Raw genomic sequence first — 19,279 nt, forward strand, 5'->3', positions numbered from 1 at the left:
CAGACCGACCGAGACATTCCTCGAAGAGGCTGACCCCATGGCTCAAGCCGTTGCGGCAGGGCACGACCACGCCCACGACCACACCCCACCGTTCTTCACGCGCTGGTTCAACTCGACCAACCACAAGGACATCGGCACGCTCTACCTGCTGTTCGCCTTCTCGGCGGGCATCGTCGGCGCGTTCCTGTCCTTCGGCATCCGGATGGAGATGGAGGCCCCCGGCCTGCAGTACTTCTCCAACCCGCAGACCTACAACGTGTTCGTCACCGGGCACGGCCTCATCATGGTGTTCTTCATGGTGATGCCGGCCCTCATCGGCGGGTTCGGCAACTGGTTCGTGCCGCTGATGATCGGCGCGCCGGACATGGCGTTCCCGCGCATGAACAACATCTCGTTCTGGCTGACGGTCGCGGGCTTCATGAGCCTCGTCTGCTCGCTGTTCGTCGAGGGCGCCCCGGGCGCGGTCGGCGCCGGCACCGGCTGGACCGTGTACCCGCCGCTCTCGACCGCCGGCCATCCCGGCCCGGCCGTCGACTTCGCGATCTTCGCCCTGCACCTGTCGGGCGCGGGCTCGATCCTCGGCGCCATCAACTTCATCACCACCATCCTGAACATGCGCGCGCCGGGCATGACCCTGCACAAGATGCCGCTGTTCGCCTGGTCGATGCTGGTGACCGCGTTCCTGCTGCTGCTGTCGCTGCCCGTTCTCGCCGGCGCGATCACCATGCTGCTGACCGACCGCAACTTCGGCACGACGTTCTTCGACCCGGCCGGCGGCGGCGACCCGATCCTGTACCAGCACCTGTTCTGGTTCTTCGGCCACCCCGAAGTCTACATCATGATCCTGCCGGCCTTCGGCATCGTCTCGCACATCATCTCGACCTTCTCGAGGAAGCCCGTCTTCGGCTACCTGGCGATGGCCTACGCGATGGTGGCGATCGGCGTCGTCGGCTTCGTGGTGTGGGCCCACCACATGTACACGGTCGGCCTCACGCTCCAGACGCAGTCCTACTTCGTGTTCGCCACCATGGTGATCGCGGTCCCCACCGGCGTGAAGATCTTCTCCTGGATCGCCACGATGTGGGGCGGCTCGATCCGCTTCACCGCCGCCATGCACTGGGCCGTCGGCTTCGTGTTCCTGTTCACCGTCGGCGGCGTCACCGGCGTGATCCTGGCCAACGCCGCCGTCGACCGCTACCTGCACGACACCTACTACGTCGTCGCGCACTTCCACTACGTGCTGTCGCTCGGCGCGGTGTTCATCATCTTCGCCGGCGTCTACTACTGGTTCCCGAAGATGACCGGCCGCATCATCCCGGAATGGGCCGGCAAGCTGCACTTCTGGCTCGCCTTCATCGGCGCCAACGTGCTGTTCTTCCCGATGCACTTCCTGGGCCTCGCCGGCATGCCGCGTCGCTATGCCGACTATCCGGAGGCCTTCGCGGGCTGGCACTGGGTGGCGACCATAGGCGGTCACATCTTCGCGCTCGGCATGGTGGTGTTCGTGATCGGCGTCGTCCTCGCCTTCCGCTCCAAGGAGCGGGCCGCGGACAACCCGTGGGGCGAGGGTGCCACCACCCTCGAGTGGACCCTGTCCTCGCCCCCGCCCTTCCACCAGTACGAGACCCTGCCGGTGATCGTGGACGAGCCGTCCCACGCCCACTGACACCGGGATACGGTCCGCCGCGAAATCCCGCGGCGGACCAACATAAGGAGCAGACGCGCCCCGGAATGCGGAGCACGTCTCCACGGAGGATCGCCCGGCGGGCGGTCCTCGCTCTTCCCCCGAGCGCCCGCGGGCGCTCCGGCGAGGAGCGCGACACCCCTCGCACGCGAAACCCTCCCACGATGGCCGCGACACCCAGCATGACCACCCTGTCGAACAGCGCGATCTCCGACCGTCCCTTCGTCGAGGCGAACACCTCCGGCGGCGAGGTCGCGGACTACTTCGCGCTCCTGAAGCCCCGGGTGATGGCGCTGGTGATCTTCACCGCGCTCGTCGGCATGACGGTCACGCCGTCGCACGTGAACCCGGTGATCGGGGCGATCTCGCTCCTGATGATCGCGGTCGGGGCCGGCGCCTCGGGCTGCCTCAACATGTGGTGGGACGCGGACGTCGACGCGGTGATGACCCGCACCCGGACGCGGCCGATCCCGGCCGGGCGGATCCGGCCGAACGAGGCCCTGTCCTTCGGGCTGACGCTCTCGGTCGGCTCGGTGCTGGTGCTGGGCCTCGCGGCGAACTGGCTGTCGGCGGGCTTGCTCGCCTTCACCATCGTGTTCTACGCCGTGATCTACTCGATGTGGCTGAAGCGCTCGACGGCGCAGAACATCGTGATCGGGGGCGCCGCCGGCGCCCTGCCGCCGATGATCGGCCAGGCGGTGGTCACCGGCTCGATCGGGATCGAGGGCACGGTCCTGTTCCTGATCATCTTCATCTGGACGCCGCCGCATTTCTGGGCGCTGGCGCTCGTCAAGGCCGGCGAGTACGCCCGCGCCGGCATCCCGATGATGCCGAACACCGCCGGGCCGGACTCCACCCGCCGCCAGATCCTCGCCTACTCGGTGCTGCTGGCCCCCCTCGGCCTCGCCCCGGTCTTCCTCGGCTTCGGCGGCCTGATCTACGGCCTCGTCGGCCTGATCGGTGGCCTCGCCATGATCGGCTTGAGCGTGCAGGTGCTGCGCCGGCGCGAGGGCGAGGCGGCCAACAAGGCGGCGATGAGCCTGTTCGGCTTCTCGATCCTCTACCTGTTCCTGCTCTTCTCCGCCCTCCTGGCGGAGCAGGGGCTCGGGCTGTTCCGGCCGGTCCTCGGCTGAGACGGCGATCCATGGTCGATCCGGTGATGAGTACGGTGCCCCAGCAACTGACCCCCGAAGAGATCCAGCGCCGGCGCAAGCGCTCATTGGCCATCGCGATGGTGCTCGCCGCCCTGGTCCTGATCTTCTACGTGCTGACGATCGCCAAGCTCGGCCCCCAGGTCCTCAACCGGCCGCTGTGACGATCCGCGAGGCGAACCTGTCATGACCATGTCCCGCGCAGAGATGCAGAAGAAGGCCCGCAATACGGCGCTCGCCTGCCTCGGCATCGTGGTCGGCATGACGGCGCTCGCCTTCGCCTTCGTGCCGCTCTACGACCTGTTCTGCAAGGCGACCGGCTACGACGGCACGCCGCTGCGCGGCGCGGCGGCCTCCGGCGCCGTCAGCCAGGACGCGATGGTGGTGCATTTCGACACCAACGTCGCGCCGGGCCTTCCCTGGCGCTTCGTGGCGGAGACCCCCCAGGTGGAGGCGCAGCTCGGCGCCACCAAGACGGTGTTCTTCCGGGTCACCAACACCGGCACGACGCCGAGCACCGGCATCGCGACGTTCAACCTGCAGCCGGGGCTGACCGGCGGCTACTTCGTCAAGGTGCAGTGCTTCTGCTTCAACGAGCAGACGCTGCAGCCCGGCGAGACCATGGACTTCCCGGTGGTGTTCTACCTCGAGCCCGGCATCAAGGCCGACCCGAACACCCGCGACCTCTCCGAGATGACCCTGTCCTACACCTACTTCGCGTCGAAGAACGGCCAGCCGCAGGCCGCCCTCGCGACGCCGGCGGGGACCAGGGCGAATTGACGAGATGGGGCGATCGACGGGATGGGCCATTTGACGAGGTGACAACCGCGCCGGGGCGGCATTAAAGCGTCACCGTGAGACGCTGACGGCGGACGACGCCGGGACGCTCACGCAGCGAGTGACCGGCGCATAACGAGATCCACGGCCGGCGCGGGGCGCGACCGGTCAGAAGACCAGGCAGGAGACCCGACACGATGGCCGAGGCGCACGGGAAGCACCACGACTACCACCTCGTCAATCCGAGCCCGTGGCCGCTCGTCGGCTCGATGAGCGGCTTCGTGATGACGTCGGGCGCCGTCCTGTGGATGAAGAGCCTGACGATCGCCAACATGGCGCTCGGGCCCTACGTCTTCTTCGCCGGCGTGATCGGCGTGCTCTACACCATGCTGAGCTGGTGGCGGGACGTCGCGCACGAGGCGAATACCGGCGACCATACCCGGGTGGTGCAGCTCTCGCACCGCTACGGCATGATCATGTTCATCGCCTCCGAGGTGATGTTCTTCGTCGCGTGGTTCTGGGCCTATTTCGAGGCGGCGCTCTACACCTCCGACCCGATCCAGGCGTCGCGGGTCGAGTTCACCGGGGGCCTGTGGCCGCCGAAGGGCGTCGAGGCGTTCGACCCCTGGCACCTGCCGCTGCTCAACACCCTGATCCTGCTCACCTCGGGCACCACGATCACCTGGGCGCACCACGCGCTCCTGAACAACGACCGCAAGGGCATGAAGTACGGCCTCTGGCTGACCATCGCCCTCGGCGTGCTGTTCTCCTTCGTCCAGGCCTACGAGTACGGCCACGCCCATTTCGGCTTCTCGGGCAGCATCTACTCGGCGACCTTCTTCATGGCGACCGGCTTCCACGGCGCCCACGTCATCATCGGCACGATCTTCCTCGCGATCTGCCTGTACCGGGCCTATCTCGGCCAGTTCACCCCGCGCCAGCACCTCGGCTTCGAGTTCGCGGCCTGGTACTGGCACTTCGTCGACGTGGTGTGGCTGTTCCTCTTCGCCGCGATCTACGTCTGGGGCTCGGGCGTCGGCCACGCCGCCGCGCACTGACCCACCGACCCGGCAGCGTCGGGAGCATGAGAGGGCGGCGAAAGCCGCCCTTTTCTTATGACGAGAAGCCCCCCAGATCGCGCTGGCACCCCCCGCGTTCAGGAGTCGAGCCCATGGACAACAACCGCACCGTCGATTCGCCGGCGACCGTCGGCCTGCGCGGCCGCTGCCCGCGCTGCGGCGAGGGGCACCTGTTCAAGGGCTATCTCAGCTTCCGCCCGTCCTGCGAGGTCTGCGGCCTCGATTTCCGCTTCATCGATTCGGCCGACGGCCCGGCCTTCTTCGTGATGTCGATCGTCGGCATCGTGGTGGTGGCGCTGGCGATGTGGGTCGAGTTCGCCTACGAGCCGCCGATGTGGGTGCACGCCGCGCTGTGGGTGCCGCTCTCGATCGTGTTGAGCCTAGTCCTGGTGCGACCGCTGAAAGGGATGATGGCGGCGCTGCAATACTCCAACAAGGCCTCGGAGGGGCGCTTCCGGTGAGCGCCGAGCCGGCCGCAGCGGAAAGCCGCGCCGCCCTTCGCGATCTCCTGGCCCCTGCCCTCGCGACCCTCGTCTGCCTCGCCATCCTGGTCGGGCTCGGGGTGTGGCAGCTCGAGCGCAAGGCCTGGAAGGAAGCGCTGATCGACCGCATCGTCGCGCGCTCGCGAATCGATCCGCCGGCGCCGCTGCCGGCCTTCGACGCCTTCGATCCGGCCCGCGACGAGTTCGAGCGGGTCCGCGCGACCGGCCGGCTCCTCAACGACAAGGAGACGCTCGTCCACGGCCTCGCGCCGGGCGACACGCCGGGCCGGGCGCTCCAGGGCTACTACGTCGTGACGCCGATGAGCCTCGACGATGGCCGCACGGTGCTGGTCAACCGCGGCTTCGTGCCGACCGAGCTGAAGGATGCGGGCCGCCGCGCCGCCGGGCAGGTCGAGGGCCGGACCACCGTGACCGGCATGCTGCGCCAGAGCGAGGCGCGGGCGATGTTCGTGCCGGCCCCGAACCCGCAGACCGGCGAGTGGTTCAACCGCGACGTTCCCGGCATCGCCGCCGCCAAGGGGCTGACGGGGGTCGCCCCCTACCTGATCGAGGCTGACGCGACGGCCAATCCCGGCGGCTGGCCGAAGGGCGGGCAGCTCCGGGTCGACCTGCCGAACAACCACCTGCAATACGCCTTCACGTGGTTCGGCCTCGCGCTCTGCCTCGTCGGCGTGTTCACCGCCTTCGCGCTGCGCCGCCTGCGGGGTGACGCCGTGGAGAACCCGTCCTCCTCGGCAGCCGCCCCGCCGCGTCCTTAAAACAGCCGCGTTGTCCAGGCTCGGTTCAGGCCGCCGGGCGCACCTTGCCGCCGGGCGTCCTGCCGCTGGCGCCCCCCGGCCCTCTGGTCATCGATGAACGCGATCCTCATCAAGCTGTTCGCCACGGCCCTGACGCTCAGTCAGGTCACCACCCGTCCCGACGCGATCCGGACGCAGTTCGATCCGGCGAAGGACGGACCGGCGGTGGTCCAGCTGCTGCGCGACGGCTGCGCCCACATGCGCAAGGCCTTCGACATCGAGGACATCAACCTCGACGACCTGATCTCGACCGCGATGGAGGACCCGAAGGCGGTCGCCGGCGAGTCGAAGCTCCTGCACGGCCTCGACATCGGCGAGCTCAACACGAGCTACAAGCAGTTCTGCAAGGGCGAGAACCCGGCCAATTCGCCCTTCGTGGCGCGGGACGTGATCGAGTTCTACAACAAGGCGGTCGCCGACCTGCCGGATGCGGGCGCCCTCAAGACCCTGCGCCTGCCCGGCGCGACCACGATCCTCGACGGGCGGGGCCAGCGCTTCTCCGAGACCTTCGAGCCGAACGGGCGGCGCATCGCGGTGCCGATCGGCGAGATTCCCCCGCTGGTCCAGAAGGCCTTCATCGCGGCCGAGGACAAGCGCTTCCTCACCCATCACGGCATCGACGAGCGCGGGGTGATCCGCGCCTTCATCGGCAACCTCGCCTCGCCGGGCCGGCCGCAGGGCGGCTCGACCATCACCCAGCAGGTGGTGAAGAACCTCTCGGTCGGCGACGACGTCACCTACGAGCGCAAGATCCGCGAGATGATCGTCGCGGCCCGGGCCGAGCGGGTGATGACGAAGCCCGAGATCCTCGGCCTCTACCTCAACGGCATCTATCTCGGCCGCGGCGCCTACGGCATCGAGATGGCGGCGCGCAGCTATTTCGGGAAGTCCGTCAAAGACCTGACCGTCGCCGAGGCCGGCCTGCTCGGCGGGATGCCGAAGGGCCCGAACTTCTACAATCCCGACCGCTACCCCGACCGGGCGCGGGAGCGCCGCGCCTACGTCCTCACCCGGATGAAGGAGGAGGGCGCGATCACGGAGGGAGAGATGACCACGGCGCTCGCCGCGCCGCTCGGGCTCGCGCCGCTGGAGCGCCTGCGCCAGGATGCGGGCTTCCACTTCGTCGATCACCTCACCCGCGAGGCGCGCACGCTCGCCGGCCTCGATTCGCTGACCGCAGGCGCCTACACGGTGCGCTCGACCCTCAATGCCGGGCTCCAGGAGGCGACCGAGGGCATCCTGCAGGAGAGCCTGTCGCGCTACGAGGCCTCGACCGGCCGCGCCCGCTACGAGGGACCCGAGGCGAACCTGTCTGACGCCGTGCGCCGCATCGAGGCCGCCGCGCCCGCGCCCGAGCCGGCTCCCGCCGCCCCTGCGCCTGAACCCGCGAAGGGAAAGAAGGGGCAGAAGCAGGCGAAACCCGTGAGGCCCGCGGGTCCCAAGCCCCCCTGGCAGCGGGCGCTCGAGACCGCGCGCCTGCCGCTCTACGACGTGCACTGGCCGGTCGCGATCGTGCTCTCGACCGGCGGCCAGGGCGGCGTGCGGGTCGGCCTCGCCGACGGGCGGGTCGCGAGCCTGAATCCGGGCGCCGCCCGCGGCCGGCTCTCCCCCTACGACGTCGTGCGGGTCAAGCTGTCGGAGGGCAAGGGCGCGCCCCGGGCCGAGCTGCGCGTGCGGCCGCAGGTCCAGGGCGCGGTCCTGGTGCTGGAGAACCGCACCGGGCGCATCCTCGCCATGGCGGGCGGCTTCTCCTATCCCTTGAGCCAGCTCAACCGGGTGACCCAGAGCGTGCGCCAGCCCGGCTCGACGCTGAAGCCCCTCACCTACCTCGCCGCGCTCAATGCGGGCTTGCAGCCCAACACCCTGGTGATGGACGCCCGCGTCACCCTGCCGCCGATCGGCGGGGTCGGCGATTCCTGGTCGCCGAAGAACTACGAGGGCGGCGGCTCCGGCCCGACCACCCTGCGCCGCGGGCTGGAGCACTCGAAGAACCTCGTTACCGCCCAGCTCCTGCGGGGCGGCATCGCCGAGAAGGCGCCCGCGAGCCTCCAGAAGGTCTGCGACGTCGCGCTCGAGGCCCAGCTCTACGCCGAGTGCGAGCGCTACTATCCCTTCGTGCTCGGCGCCCAGCCGGTCCGGATGATCGACCTCGCGAGCTTCTACGCGGCCATCGCCAACGAGGGCGAGCGCCCGTCCCCGTTCGGGCTCGAGAGCGTGGTGCAGGGGGACAAGACCCTCTACCAGCACGCCGACCGGCCGCTCGCCCGCATCGGCTCGGCCGACCGGGTGGCGTTCTACCAGCTGAAGAGCCTGCTCCAGGGCGTGACCCAGCGCGGCACCGCCGCGGCGCTCGCCCGGTTCTCGCCGTACGTCGCCGGCAAGACCGGCACCTCGGAGGACGAGAACGACGCCTGGTTCGCCGGCTTCACCAACGAGATCACCATCGTGTCTTGGGTCGGCTACGACAACGCCGACGGGCGCCGCCGCACGCTGGGACGCGGCCAGACCGGCGGCCACCTCTCGGTGCCGATCTTCGCGCAGGTGCTCCAGGCCGCCTGGGCCAACGGGGTGGCGAAGACGCCGCTGTCGGGCCCCAGCCCCGAGGCCAAGCGCCTGATCGCCGATGCGCCGATCGACCTGCGCTCCGGCACCCGGGTCGCCGGCGGCGGCTTCATGGAGCATTTCCGGCTCTCGGTGGATGGCCGCCTCGCCGATACCCGCTTCCGGCTGGTGCCGCAGGAGCAGATCTACGCGATGCGGCCCGACAGCGAGCAGGACGGCGACGCCCTGGAGGGCGGTCTGCCGGGCGAGAACCCGGGCCGCGCGCCCGACGAGGCGCCGGATTCCGACCGCTACGATCCGTTCGGCTCCCTGTTCGGCCGGCCCGAGCCGCCGCCCTACGCCCGCCGGGCGCAGCCGGTCCAGCCGCCCGAGCCGACCTGGCCGGGTGCGCGCAGCCGCTCGCCCTTCGGCGACGACGACGAATACGTCCGCCGACCGCGCCGGCGCGACCCGGACTATCCGTTCGGCGAAGACCCGACCTACTGACCTCCAGACAGGACCAATCCCCGTGCGTGACAGCCTGACGGCGCGCCCGCGCCTCACCTCGCTCGTGCTCGCCGCGACGCTCGCAGCCTCGTCCCTCGCGACCTCCCCTGCCCTCGCCGAGTACCGTACCAAGGACGTGCCGGCGGTGGCGGGCCTCGATCCCGGGGCGATCGCCCCGAACACCATCGCGTTCACCGATCACCGCGACAACCCGGCGAGCCCCGAGAGCGGGCTCGTGCCCTTCGCCGAGTGGGGCAAGCGCAGCCCGGCCCAGAAGGCGCTGCTCGCGCCCCATCCGGCCTACGTCGAGCCGGACTACGTCCAGACCGTCAACGGCGTGGCGAAGCCCCGGCACGAGGCGCTGAAGGTCTACGTCGCCGAGGCGCGGTTCATCGTTTCGCGCAGCCCCGATCGCATCGACCTCAAGCGCTTCGCCACGATCCCGTTCGTGTCGCGGATGGACCCGGCGATCAAGCACAAGCCCCTCAACCCCGCCGACGCGACCCCGACCAAGGATCCGGCCGCCGCCTTCGCCCGCCGCCCCGACCGGCCGTGGTGCGAGGCGCCCGACACCACCTGCATCGAGTCGCGCTACGACCTCGAGGGCAAGCTGCCTCTCGGGGTGAAGCTCGCCAACAAGCTCGAGGACGGGGGCAAGAAGATCGCCGAGTTCGTGTCGTTCCAGAGCGAGCTCAGGGTGCTGCCGCCCGACGAGGCGGGCAAGCTCGTCCATCTCACCAGGATCGAGGCGCCGGTCGCCGGCGCGATGGAGCAGAACATCTTCTGGGTCAACCAGATCCTGCGCTTCGGCAAGTTCCTGGCGGTGCTGCAGCCGGTGACGAACGATCCGAACAGGACGGTGGTCACCGCCTACATGACGCTCGGCATCAAGGGCGACGTGCTCGACCGCAAGAAGGAGTACGAGCGCGTGCCGGTCCTGCGCAACCTGCTGCCGGCCCAGGTGCTGATGGGCAATTCCTCCTTCAACACCGGCACCTCGATCAGCGCCGGCCTGCCGACCTACGCCCGCAACCGCATCGCGGCCTTCGCCGATGCGCTGGCGAAGGAGTGATACCGCAGCGCCTTGGAACGGACCCGTTCCAAGGCGCTGGCTGAGCCCGAACGGGCGTCGGCGCTCATACCCTCGCGCCTTGGCATCGACCCGTCGATGCCAAGGCGCGAGGGTATGAGCGGGGCGGGCCACGGCTCAGGGAAGGATCCGTCGCGCGAGGACGGAGGCCTGCCGCGTGAGACGGTGCCCCTCTCCGTCCTTGCCGTGCAACTGCACCGGCCGAGGCATTGACCGGCGGCGGCGCGCCGCCCATCATGCGAGGCAAGCCTCGCATGATGGGCGGCGTCGATCCAGGTCCACGTCCATGTCCTTCGAACCGGGAGTGACGTCACTCTCGACACGTCGCGGCGCCGTGACTCGGATTGCCCACACGACGCCTCACCGGAACTCCGACGTCATCGATCGTCGAGCGGGATGGCTGCCCTCGTCATCCGCGCCACGCCGGACGCCGGACCGCGACGATGGCCGCCTCGCCCTCGCCCGACGATACCGTGGATGTAGGCTCGCTCGGCCCCGGCCTGCAGGCGGCGTTGCAGCTTCGCTTCTCGCATCGGGCAACGGTCGTCTCGGCGACGGTCTGCCTGCCGACGGTCGTGGGATCGATGTCGTGGCGTGCGGCGACCGACATCACAAGATGCCCTGGTGATGCGGGATCGCTCGACGGGTCGCCGCACTCGTCGTGGCGCTGCCGAGGTGAATCCGGTCGCTCGCGCATCATTCCACCCGCGCGAGAATAGTGCGCCATCAAACTCTCGGATCGTCCATCACGACGGGAGGAAGCAGCGCAGATGCGCGAACCTCTCGTGACCGGGCTCGGCACCGTCGGCGACGCCATCGGCTTCCGCCACCATACTCGGCAGTGGCAGCAGCCGAACCTCGTCCAGGCGGTCGGCGACGTTGCCCGACCGCCTGGGACCGGCCAGATCCGTACCATGGTGGAGGATCACGTTTGCCTCGAACACCACCGCGGCCGGCGCAGAACGCCTCGCGCCTGCCGCCTCGTTCCTTCGCCGGATCGCCCTGTCGCCGTGGGAGATTGCGCCGAGGCGGCCTTTCAATATATGGATTTGATATCATCGCGGCCCCGCAATTGCCACCACGCAGCACCTCTTTCAGCGCCTCCGCTCGGCCCATCCGGAGCAAGTTCGTGCTGCGAACGAAACCGGCTTGCAATTCGCAGCGAGTGTTATAATTGCAACGCATCGATCAAGAGTGGCGAAAAAGATGGAATATCACGCTTCCCGGGAATGCTGAGCGCTCAAGGACATGGCTAGTCTCGCACTTCTGCTCGCCGAAGCACTCTCGACAGGAAATATCGATCGATCAAGCCCAGAATACTTGTCGATGCAGGTCTAATCCAGAACTTAAGATCATGCGCGTCATGAGTTCGCCACAGCTTGATCGAACAGGATAAGAGCGGAAGGTTCATATGATGATTCAGGTCGAAGGTCGCCATTTAAGTATTGATAGCTTCATGGCAGAGCTATCTCACTTGCTGCGTGAAGGCGACACATCTAAAGCGACCGGACTTTTAGACAAGGCCGCCGAAAATTGCATTCAGGAACCAGAGGTTGCTTTTCATATCGCCAGCACGTACTGCAACATTGGGCAAACCGCAAAGTCAAAATCTATACTTGATTTGCTGTCAAAGAATAAATCTCATGCGATCTGGATGCGCGCGACGTTAGACATGTCACATGTCTTGATCCAGGAGGGCGATCTTCTGGAGGCAGAGCGCCTTCTATGGAAGGCCCATCAGAGCGAGCGGCTGAATCCTTGGCCGATCTATAGACTTATCGAGATATACGATAAGAAAAATGAACTGCAAAATGCAGAGAAAGCCGTCAGGGATTTTGAAGAACTCAACGGCAAGGGGACGGATCTTCTATCGCAACTCTTTATGGGAAGTGCGGCTCGACACATATTTGAGCAACAAAGAGTCGATACTACATCGCTGACCCGAAAGACCACGATCCCGTCGCTGTCCCGGTGCGGCATGATCAGCATGGTCAAAAATGAGGACGATATATTTGGCGCAAGTCTTCGCCATCACTACGCGCTTGGAATAAGAAATTTTTGCGTCGTCGACAACGACAGCACGGATCAGACAGCTGCCGTTGTCGCCCAGTTCCGTGAAGAACATGATGACTGCTTCTTGTTATATATAAACGACCCAGGCAAGAAGCATTATCAGGCAAAAAAAATGGATGTCTACGGCGACGCTTTCGTGGCCGCCGCGAAGATGGACGGGAAATCCATCGATTGGATCTTCTATCTAGATGCCGACGAATTTATTGCGCCGCTTGCGTCAAAATCCAACCACGATCATCATAGAAGATCGTCTGATTTATTTGAGCAAGCTCTGAACGACCCGACGAAGCATGTTCTGGTCTTCCACTGGGTGCATGGGGTTTCCAGCGAGGTTCTGGATGTCACTCCAGCCAACACACACCCGTTCGAGGTCTACGACAATTTTCAGGAAAAGGTCGATCCGATCGTTTCGAAGGTCGCGCTCCGAACCGGCCTCAAACCAACTCAGGGCAATCATACGGTCGACGGTGACGCCCCCTCGATCGCTTCCTACGTTAATATGGCGCAAGCTGGCTGGTGCCTCCTGCACTTTCCGATGAGATCGGTGGAGCAGTACCGGCGCAAAGTTATCAATGGCGCCGCAGCCAACAACAGCGCCCCGGGCCTGGAGACAGCTGCCACGCACTGGAAAACTTATTATGAAGAATATAAGATGCACGGCGATAATGTTTTCAGGCAAATCGTTCAAAATTTCATAAGAAATATCAGGAGCTCAATCCCCGATCGATCTTAGCGTCGATGTGGAATTTTTTCATTATGATTATTTTGCGCGGACGGCGCGTCTCGTTCATGAACGCACTCTGAGGTTATTGCAGATTTTTTCTTTGATCTGCTGAGGGCTTGTTCGGCGACAGCCGCCGGACGAGCCCGCTCAGCCAGGCCTACGCCGTCTCGTATGCGGCGTGCATCTCTCCTCTTGATCCTCTTGACGTGTCGGGCGGCACCGAGTTCGTCTGAGTGTCTCACGTCGCCGACGCGCCCGGCACGGTCGAACCCGGTCGGTGAAATCATCGCGCTCGCCCGCGCCGACGGCGTGCCGGCCCCTTGTCGACGCGACGCGATGGTGCGGACGTTGCGCCTGTGCCGGTCGAGGTCGAGGCGACGGTTCTCTCCCGGGCGCATCCCGTGGAGAGCGACGCGCCCAAGCAGCCATGCGCAGGCAGCGTCGAGGCCGAGGAGGCGAGGCGTCACGAGATCCGCCGGATGACCGGCAACGAGCCGGTCGGCGGCTCCCGGCGCGACGGAAAGGCTGCGGGCGCGCGGCAGCAGCCCGCGCACGACGAGGGCGCGCAGGAGGGCGCTCGGCCGCGGCGCATCGCGGCGCGTCGCCGGGCTGTCCCGCCTCCGAGGATCCGGTCCCACACCCGCCGGCCGTGGCGCAGCAGGGGATCGCGGACGGACGGCGAGTCTCCCACGTGCTGCCGTGCCGGCGGCATGTTCGTCCTTCGAACCTGCTGAAAAAGAGAGATCGCTTTCATTGACGAAAGCTAGGATCTTGGTTGAAGATCTCGATAATCAAGAAAGCCATTCCGCGGATTTAAACCAGCAACGACCGGCCCGCGAGCGAGGGATGACCTGGCCGATCCGTGATGGACATCATCAACACGAAGGTGCGCGACGACACGCGTCGATCGACGTCGTCCGATGCCTGTGCGCCGGCACGTGACGGCGCGCCGTATCCCTCGATCCCGGAGCATGCCTTGGCCGACATCATCGTCCGATCGTCGCCCCTGGAGCCCGCCGCTCAAGCGCTCCTCGACGGGCTGGTGGCCGAGTATGACGGCCGCTACGGCGCGGCGAGCCGGCCGGGCGGCGCCAGGGCCGAGATCCTGCGCTACCCCGCCGAGGCCTACCGCCCGCCGCTCGGCGACTTCCTGCTCGTCGTGCGCGACGGGGAGACCATCGCCGGCGGCGCGTTCATGAGCCACGACGACGCGACGGTCGAACTCAAGCGCATCTGGACCCGGCCCGACCTGCGGCGCCAGGGGCTCGCCAAGCGCGTGGTCCGGGCGCTCGAGGAGAGCGCCGCCGGGCTCGGCTACAGCCGGGCCTACCTGACGACGGGCTTTCGCCAGCCGGAGGCCACGGCGCTCTACGCCTCCCTCGGCTACCGGGCGCTCTACGACGTCGGAGCCGATCCGCTCCTGTACCGCTCCCTGCCGTTCGAGAAGAGCCTGGATTCGGCCGCGGGTCCGGCCACGCCGGCTTATCCGCCCGCCGCATCCTTCGAGGCGGCGACCGTCCGGGTGAACGCCGTGAAGGCGGAGCAGGAGCGACAGCTCCTCGCCCGCATCGCGGCGCACCGCACGCGCGCCGCCTGACCCGAACCGCCCCGCCGTCGCGGAGCCCCGCCGGGGGGCTCGAGGCGGCGGCGGGAGCCACCTGGAACCCATCATGGCCTTCTCCCGTCCCCGCCGCCTCAAGACCCTGGTCGGCGCGCCCGCCCTCGTCGCGGCCGCGAACGACGCGGATCCCGGCCTCGGCCTGCGCCGCGCGGCCGACCTCGCCCGCAAGGCCGAGGCCGAGCGGATCACCGGCCTGTTCACCGCCGACCTGCTGCAGATCGACCCCGCGGGCCTCGCCGGAACGGCGGGGGTGCAGGAGCCGCTGATCGCGCTCGCGGCGCTGAGCCAGGCGACCTCGCGGATCGGGCTGGTGGCGACGGTCTCGACCACCTTCCACCATCCCTTCAACCTCGCCCGGCAGCTCGCCACCCTCGACCACGTCAGCGGCGGCCGCGCCGCCTGGAACGCCGTGACGTCCTCGGTCGGCGAGGAGAATTTCGGCGACGGGACATCCGACGGGGCCCTGCCGAGCCCCGAGGCGCGCTACGCCCGGGCCGCGGAGTTCATCACCGTCGTCAACGCCTTGTTCGACGCGAACGAGCGCGACGCCGCGACCCGCAAGGCGTCGGGGGCAGTCGGGGTCGATCCGGCGAAGTTCCATCCGATCGATCATCGCGGCCGCTACTTCAGGATCGCCGGCCCGCTCAACGTGCCGCCGCTGCCGCAGGGGCGCCCGGTCCAGTTCCAGGCCGGGCAATCGGAGGCGGGGGTCGCCGTCGGCGCGGCCCATGCCGAGGTGGTCTACACCTCGCAGCCGAGGTTCGAGGACGCGGTCGCCTTCGCGACGGACCTGCGGCGGCGCGCGGCCACGCTCGGGCGCCGGCCCGGCCTGCCCTTCGTGTTGAACTCCTTCCACTGCCTCATCGGCGCATCCGAGGCCGATGTCGGCCGGCGGCTCGCCGAGAAGCACGCCCGCATGGACTACGACCAGGGCCGGCTCAAGCTCGCCGACATGCTGGGCGGGGGAATCGACCTCTCGGGACTGCCCCTCGACGCGCCCCTGCCGGAGGCATTGCTGCCCGAGGTGACGAGCATCAACCGCCGGCGCGGGCGGGTCGAGATCTTCCGCCGCTACGCCGAGCGGGGATTGCCCCTGCGCCGGCTCATCATCGAGGCTCAGGAGACCGGGCACTGGTCGGTCGCCGGCACGCCCGAGCAGCTCGCGGACGCCCTCGAGGAGCGATATCGCGCCGGGATCCTCGACGTCGTGACCCTGCACGGCCTCGGCAACCCGGATCAGGAGGACCTTCTCCTCAACGGCCTCCTGCCGGAGCTGCGCCGCCGCGCCCTGATCGACACCGACTACGTCGGCGACGATTTCCGCTCCAACCTCGAATTGCCGCCGCTTCACGGCGCGACCGCGCGGGCGCGGATCGCCTGAGCGCCCCCCGAGGGAAAGATTCTTCCGGCTCGGCCCCGGGCAGCAAAGCACCCCCCTCATCCCGAAATATTTGGAAGTGCCTTTCGTTGACGAAAGGCACTGACAAGCGGAAAAATCAGCATCGCCGCAGGAAGACGGTCGAATGACTGGGCGATCTTCTTTTGGATTCGTCTCGCACGCGGCGGGACGACAGGCTTCGTCACGGCCCGATCGTGGCTCCGGAGATCGGTGAACCGTCCATGATCGTGATCGCGCTCCTCACCTCGATCGGCGGATTGCGGCGCAGGCGTGCGGAGGCGCCGGCGGCCGGACCGGAGCCGCGCCCGCCCCCGGCGGCGGCCGGCCCCGCCACTCCCGACCGCAGCGGCCCGTGCGGGCCCCTCCCGCGCCGCCCCGGCCGCCCGAGCTCCCGATGACCTACCGCCTGAGCCTCCTCGACAAGAGCCCGCTCCTTCCCGGCGAGCCGGCGACCGCCGCCCTGCAGCGCACGATGGTGCTGGCGCAGGCCGCCGAGCGCCTCGGCTACGCGCGCTTCTGGGTGGCGGAGCACCACGGCAATCCGGGGCTCGCCGGCACCGCGCCCGAGATCCTGATCGCGCATCTCGCCGCTCGCACCCGGCGCATCCGGCTCGGCTCCGGCGGCGTGCTGCTGCCGCATTACAGCCCGTTCAAGGTCGCCGAGATCTTCAACCTGCTCGCCGCCCTGGCGCCGGACCGGATCGATCTCGGCATCGGCAAGGCGCCGGGCGGCCTGCCCGACGCGACCCGCGCCCTGAGGCGCCGGCACGGCCCGGGCGAGCAGGCGACCTTCGACGACCTCCTCTCCGAGCTCGACCGCTATCTCGCGCCGCCGGAAGCCGCGTCCCTGCGCGCCCTGCCGATGCCGCCCTCGGCGCCCGAGCGCTTCCTGCTGGGTGCCAGTTCCGACAGCGCGCGCTCGGCCGCGGCGCTCGGCTGGCGCTTCGTCTATGCCGGCCAGCTCAACGGCGATCCGCGGGCGATCGAGGCGAGCCTCGAGGCCTACGCCCGGGCCGGCGCCGCGGCCCCGCCCCTCCTCGCCGTCACGGCCCTCGCTGCGTCGAGCCACGAGGAGGCGCGGGCACTGACCGACCCGCTCCAGGTGGTGCGGGTCACGCTCCCCGACGGCCAGAGCGTCAATCTCGGCAGCGAGGCGCAGGCGGCGGAGTTCGCCCGGCAGGCCGGCGCCGCCGCCTACCGGACCGAGATCCGCCGGCCGCACGTGCTGTCGGGCACCGCCGACGAGGTTCGGGCCGAGCTCGACCGGCTCCAGGCCCGCTTCGGCGTCGAGGAATTCGTCATCGACACGCCGCCTTCCGCGACGGGCAAGCGCCTCGCCTCCGTGACCCTGCTCGCGGGCGGCGCCCCGGCGCTGGCGGCCTGACCTACGAGAGCCCCACGATGACCCAGACCCGTCTCACCTTCGGCCTGATGCTCCAGGGCGGCGGCAGCCACATGAATGCGTGGCGCCACCCGAGCAACCCGAGCGACGCCAGCGTCAACCTCGACTTCTTCGTCCGCAACGCCCGCAAGGCGGAAGCGAACGGCATCGCCTTCGCGTTCGTGGCCGACGGGCTCTACATCAACGAGACGTCGATCCCGCACTTCCTCAACCGCTTCGAGCCGCTGACCATCCTGTCGGCGCTGGCGGCGAGCACCGAGAAGCTCGGGCTCGTCGGCACGGTCTCGACCTCCTACAGCGACCCCTTCACCATCGCCCGGCAATTCGCCTCGCTCGACCTGATCAGCGGGGGGCGGGCCGGCTGGAACGCCGTGACCTCCCCGCTCGAGGGCTCCGGGCGCAACTACAGCCGGCCGCATCCCGAGCACGGCTTGCGCTACGAGATCGCGGGCGAACACCTCGACGTCGTGAAGGGCCTGTGGGATTCCTGGGACGACGACGCCTTCCCGCGCGACCGCGAGACCGGCCGGTTCTTCGATCCCGAGAAGCTGCACCGGCTCGACCACAAGGGGCGGTTCTTCCAGGTCGAGGGGCCGCTCAACATCCAGCGCTCGGCCCAAGGCCAGCCGGTGGTGTTCCAGGCCGGCTCGTCGGAGGCCGGCATCGGGCTCGCCGGGCGCCACGCCGACGCGGTCTTCGCCAACCACGTGCCGCTCCCCGAGGCGCAGAGCCTCTACCGCAGCCTCAAGGCGAGCGCCGTCGCCCATGGCCGCCGGGCCGACGACCTGAGGGTCTTCCCCGGTGCCGGCCCGATCGTCGGACGCACGAGGGCGGAGGCCGAGGACAAGTACCGGGCGATCCGCGACCTGATCACGATCGACGACGCCCTCGCCTATCTCGGCCGCTTCTTCGACCACCACGACTTCTCCGCCTACCCGCTCGACGCCCCCTTCCCGGACCTCGGCACGATCGGAGAGAACAGCTTCCGCTCGACGACCGACCGCATCAAGCGCAACGCCGCCGAGAAGGGCCAGACCCTGCGCGAGGCGGCGCTCGAGGCCGCGACCCCGCGCACCGACCTGATCGGCTCGGCCGAGGAGGTCGCCGAGGGGTTGATCGCCCGGGTCGAGCAGGGGGCGGCGGACGGCTTCGTGCTCGGCTTCCCCGTCATCGGCCAGGGGCTCGACGACTTCGTCGACCTCGTCGTCCCGGTGCTGGAGGCGCGCGGCGTCTACGACCGCACGCTGCCGGGCACCACCCTGCGCGACCATCTCGGCCTGCCCCGCCGCGAGAGCCGCTACGCCGCGCCCGAGGAGGCTCGCGCCCTGAAGGTCGGCGCGCGATGACCCGTCCCGACCCCGCCGACCGGAGCGACCGCGTGACCGACCTGTTCGTCTCGACCACGCCCCTCGACCCCCGGGCCAAACCCCTCGTCGACCAGCTGACCCAGGAATACGTCACCCGCTACGGCAGCGATTTCGGCGATCCGCCGGGCGCCGAGATGACCCGCTACCCGCCCGAGGCCTTCGCGAGCCCGGACGGCCACTTCCTGCTGCTCCTGCGCGACGGCGCCGCGATCGCCGGCGGCGCGTTCAAGCGCTTCGACGCGCGCACCGCCGAGCTGAAGCGGGTCTGGACCGACGCCGCCTTTCGCCGCCAGGGCCTGGCGCGCCGGGTCGTCGCGGAGCTCGAGGCACAGGCTTTGCGGCAGGGCTACGCGCGGGCGTACCTCACCACGGGGTTTCGCCAGCCCGAGGCCAAGGGGCTCTATCTCGGCCTCGGCTACACGCCCCTGTTCGACCTCACCGTCGATCCCGAGACCTACGGCATCCTGCCCTTCGAGAAGGCGCTGCCGGGAGCCGCGCTCAGGCACACCGGCCCGCAAAGCAGCGCCGCCTGACCGAGACCCCTCCCCGAAAGCCAGAGCCCGA

Annotated in this window: 16 protein-coding genes; 15 read left to right on the forward strand and 1 reads right to left on the reverse strand. The window is 68.6% G+C overall.

Features of this window, described 5'->3' with window-relative positions:
* Positions 1-37: 37 nt before the first annotated feature.
* The 9 genes from ctaD to DK419_RS00875 all read left to right on the forward strand — a co-directional run bounded on the left by ctaD (position 38) and on the right by DK419_RS00875 (position 10,111).
* A complete protein-coding gene (ctaD, locus tag DK419_RS00840) occupies positions 38-1,666 on the forward strand; it encodes a cytochrome c oxidase subunit I (protein ID WP_109957427.1) in 1,629 nt (542 codons plus the stop codon).
* 200 nt (positions 1,667-1,866) lie between these two features.
* Positions 1,867-2,817 (forward strand): heme o synthase, encoded by a 951-nt coding sequence (locus tag DK419_RS00845; RefSeq protein ID WP_109957428.1) that lies wholly within the window; start codon positions 1,867-1,869, stop codon positions 2,815-2,817.
* A gap of 26 nt (positions 2,818-2,843) precedes the next feature.
* Positions 2,844-2,999, forward strand: coding sequence for a hypothetical protein (locus tag DK419_RS28985; protein ID WP_167450816.1), 156 nt, complete (start codon positions 2,844-2,846; stop codon positions 2,997-2,999).
* Positions 3,000-3,021: 22 nt separating this feature from the next.
* Complete coding sequence (locus DK419_RS00850; RefSeq protein WP_109957429.1) at positions 3,022-3,615, forward strand: cytochrome c oxidase assembly protein; 594 nt, start codon at positions 3,022-3,024, stop codon at positions 3,613-3,615.
* A gap of 194 nt (positions 3,616-3,809) precedes the next feature.
* Positions 3,810-4,670: a cytochrome c oxidase subunit 3 gene (locus DK419_RS00855; protein ID WP_109957430.1), complete on the forward strand. Its 861-nt coding sequence runs from the start codon at positions 3,810-3,812 to the stop codon at positions 4,668-4,670.
* Between the two features lie 113 nt (positions 4,671-4,783).
* Positions 4,784-5,152: a DUF983 domain-containing protein gene (locus DK419_RS00860; RefSeq protein ID WP_109957431.1), complete on the forward strand. Its 369-nt coding sequence runs from the start codon at positions 4,784-4,786 to the stop codon at positions 5,150-5,152.
* A complete protein-coding gene (locus DK419_RS00865; protein WP_109957432.1) occupies positions 5,149-5,952 on the forward strand; it encodes an SURF1 family protein in 804 nt (267 codons plus the stop codon). Before DK419_RS00860 ends, DK419_RS00865 begins: the two co-directional genes overlap by 4 nt.
* A gap of 93 nt (positions 5,953-6,045) precedes the next feature.
* A complete protein-coding gene (locus DK419_RS00870) occupies positions 6,046-9,039 on the forward strand; it encodes a penicillin-binding protein 1A (RefSeq protein ID WP_109957433.1) in 2,994 nt (997 codons plus the stop codon).
* Between the two features lie 22 nt (positions 9,040-9,061).
* Positions 9,062-10,111: a hypothetical protein gene (locus tag DK419_RS00875; RefSeq protein ID WP_109957434.1), complete on the forward strand. Its 1,050-nt coding sequence runs from the start codon at positions 9,062-9,064 to the stop codon at positions 10,109-10,111.
* Between the two features lie 764 nt (positions 10,112-10,875).
* Here DK419_RS00875 and DK419_RS29125 read toward each other — a convergent pair.
* Positions 10,876-11,058, reverse strand: coding sequence for a hypothetical protein (locus DK419_RS29125; protein WP_208642259.1), 183 nt, complete (start codon positions 11,056-11,058; stop codon positions 10,876-10,878).
* Between the two features lie 482 nt (positions 11,059-11,540).
* Between DK419_RS29125 and DK419_RS00890 the strand changes: the two genes are divergently transcribed.
* The 6 genes from DK419_RS00890 to DK419_RS00920 all read left to right on the forward strand — a co-directional run bounded on the left by DK419_RS00890 (position 11,541) and on the right by DK419_RS00920 (position 19,248).
* A complete protein-coding gene (locus DK419_RS00890; protein ID WP_109957437.1) occupies positions 11,541-12,935 on the forward strand; it encodes a glycosyltransferase family 2 protein in 1,395 nt (464 codons plus the stop codon).
* A gap of 967 nt (positions 12,936-13,902) precedes the next feature.
* Positions 13,903-14,523 carry a GNAT family N-acetyltransferase gene (locus tag DK419_RS00900; RefSeq protein WP_109962038.1) on the forward strand — a complete coding sequence of 207 codons (621 nt, stop codon included), beginning with the start codon at positions 13,903-13,905 and terminating at the stop codon, positions 14,521-14,523.
* Positions 14,524-14,596: 73 nt separating this feature from the next.
* Positions 14,597-15,928, forward strand: coding sequence for an NtaA/DmoA family FMN-dependent monooxygenase (locus DK419_RS00905; RefSeq protein ID WP_109957439.1), 1,332 nt, complete (start codon positions 14,597-14,599; stop codon positions 15,926-15,928).
* 412 nt (positions 15,929-16,340) lie between these two features.
* The gene (locus tag DK419_RS00910; RefSeq protein WP_109957440.1) at positions 16,341-17,330 is read left to right on the forward strand and encodes an MsnO8 family LLM class oxidoreductase; all 990 of its coding nucleotides are present in this window, start codon (positions 16,341-16,343) and stop codon (positions 17,328-17,330) included.
* A gap of 17 nt (positions 17,331-17,347) precedes the next feature.
* Complete coding sequence (locus DK419_RS00915) at positions 17,348-18,694, forward strand: LLM class flavin-dependent oxidoreductase (RefSeq protein WP_109957441.1); 1,347 nt, start codon at positions 17,348-17,350, stop codon at positions 18,692-18,694.
* Positions 18,691-19,248: a GNAT family N-acetyltransferase gene (locus DK419_RS00920; RefSeq protein ID WP_245442779.1), complete on the forward strand. Its 558-nt coding sequence runs from the start codon at positions 18,691-18,693 to the stop codon at positions 19,246-19,248. The genes DK419_RS00915 and DK419_RS00920 overlap by 4 nt, the downstream gene beginning before the upstream one ends.
* The last annotated feature ends 31 nt before the right edge of the window (positions 19,249-19,279 follow it).

Origin of the sequence: Methylobacterium terrae, from assembly GCF_003173755.1 — a bacterium.
GTDB classification, from domain to species: Bacteria; Pseudomonadota; Alphaproteobacteria; order Rhizobiales; family Beijerinckiaceae; genus Methylobacterium; species Methylobacterium terrae.

Bases quoted from the DNA above. Each gene is read 5' to 3' on its own strand.
- DK419_RS00850 (WP_109957429.1), top strand. From the start codon at position 3,022: ATGACCATGTCCCGCGCAGAGATGCAGAAGAAGGCCCGCAATACGGCG.
- DK419_RS00910 (WP_109957440.1), top strand. From the start codon at position 16,341: ATGACCTACCGCCTGAGCCTCCTCGACAAGAGCCCGCTCCTTCCCGGC.
- DK419_RS00890 (WP_109957437.1), top strand. From the start codon at position 11,541: ATGATGATTCAGGTCGAAGGTCGCCATTTAAGTATTGATAGCTTCATG.
- ctaD (WP_109957427.1), top strand. From the start codon at position 38: ATGGCTCAAGCCGTTGCGGCAGGGCACGACCACGCCCACGACCACACC.
- DK419_RS00870 (WP_109957433.1), top strand. From the start codon at position 6,046: ATGAACGCGATCCTCATCAAGCTGTTCGCCACGGCCCTGACGCTCAGT.
- DK419_RS28985 (WP_167450816.1), top strand. From the start codon at position 2,844: ATGAGTACGGTGCCCCAGCAACTGACCCCCGAAGAGATCCAGCGCCGG.
- DK419_RS00905 (WP_109957439.1), top strand. From the start codon at position 14,597: ATGGCCTTCTCCCGTCCCCGCCGCCTCAAGACCCTGGTCGGCGCGCCC.
- DK419_RS00855 (WP_109957430.1), top strand. From the start codon at position 3,810: ATGGCCGAGGCGCACGGGAAGCACCACGACTACCACCTCGTCAATCCG.
- DK419_RS00845 (WP_109957428.1), top strand. From the start codon at position 1,867: ATGACCACCCTGTCGAACAGCGCGATCTCCGACCGTCCCTTCGTCGAG.
- DK419_RS00860 (WP_109957431.1), top strand. From the start codon at position 4,784: ATGGACAACAACCGCACCGTCGATTCGCCGGCGACCGTCGGCCTGCGC.
- DK419_RS00920 (WP_245442779.1), top strand. From the start codon at position 18,691: ATGACCCGTCCCGACCCCGCCGACCGGAGCGACCGCGTGACCGACCTG.
- DK419_RS00915 (WP_109957441.1), top strand. From the start codon at position 17,348: ATGACCCAGACCCGTCTCACCTTCGGCCTGATGCTCCAGGGCGGCGGC.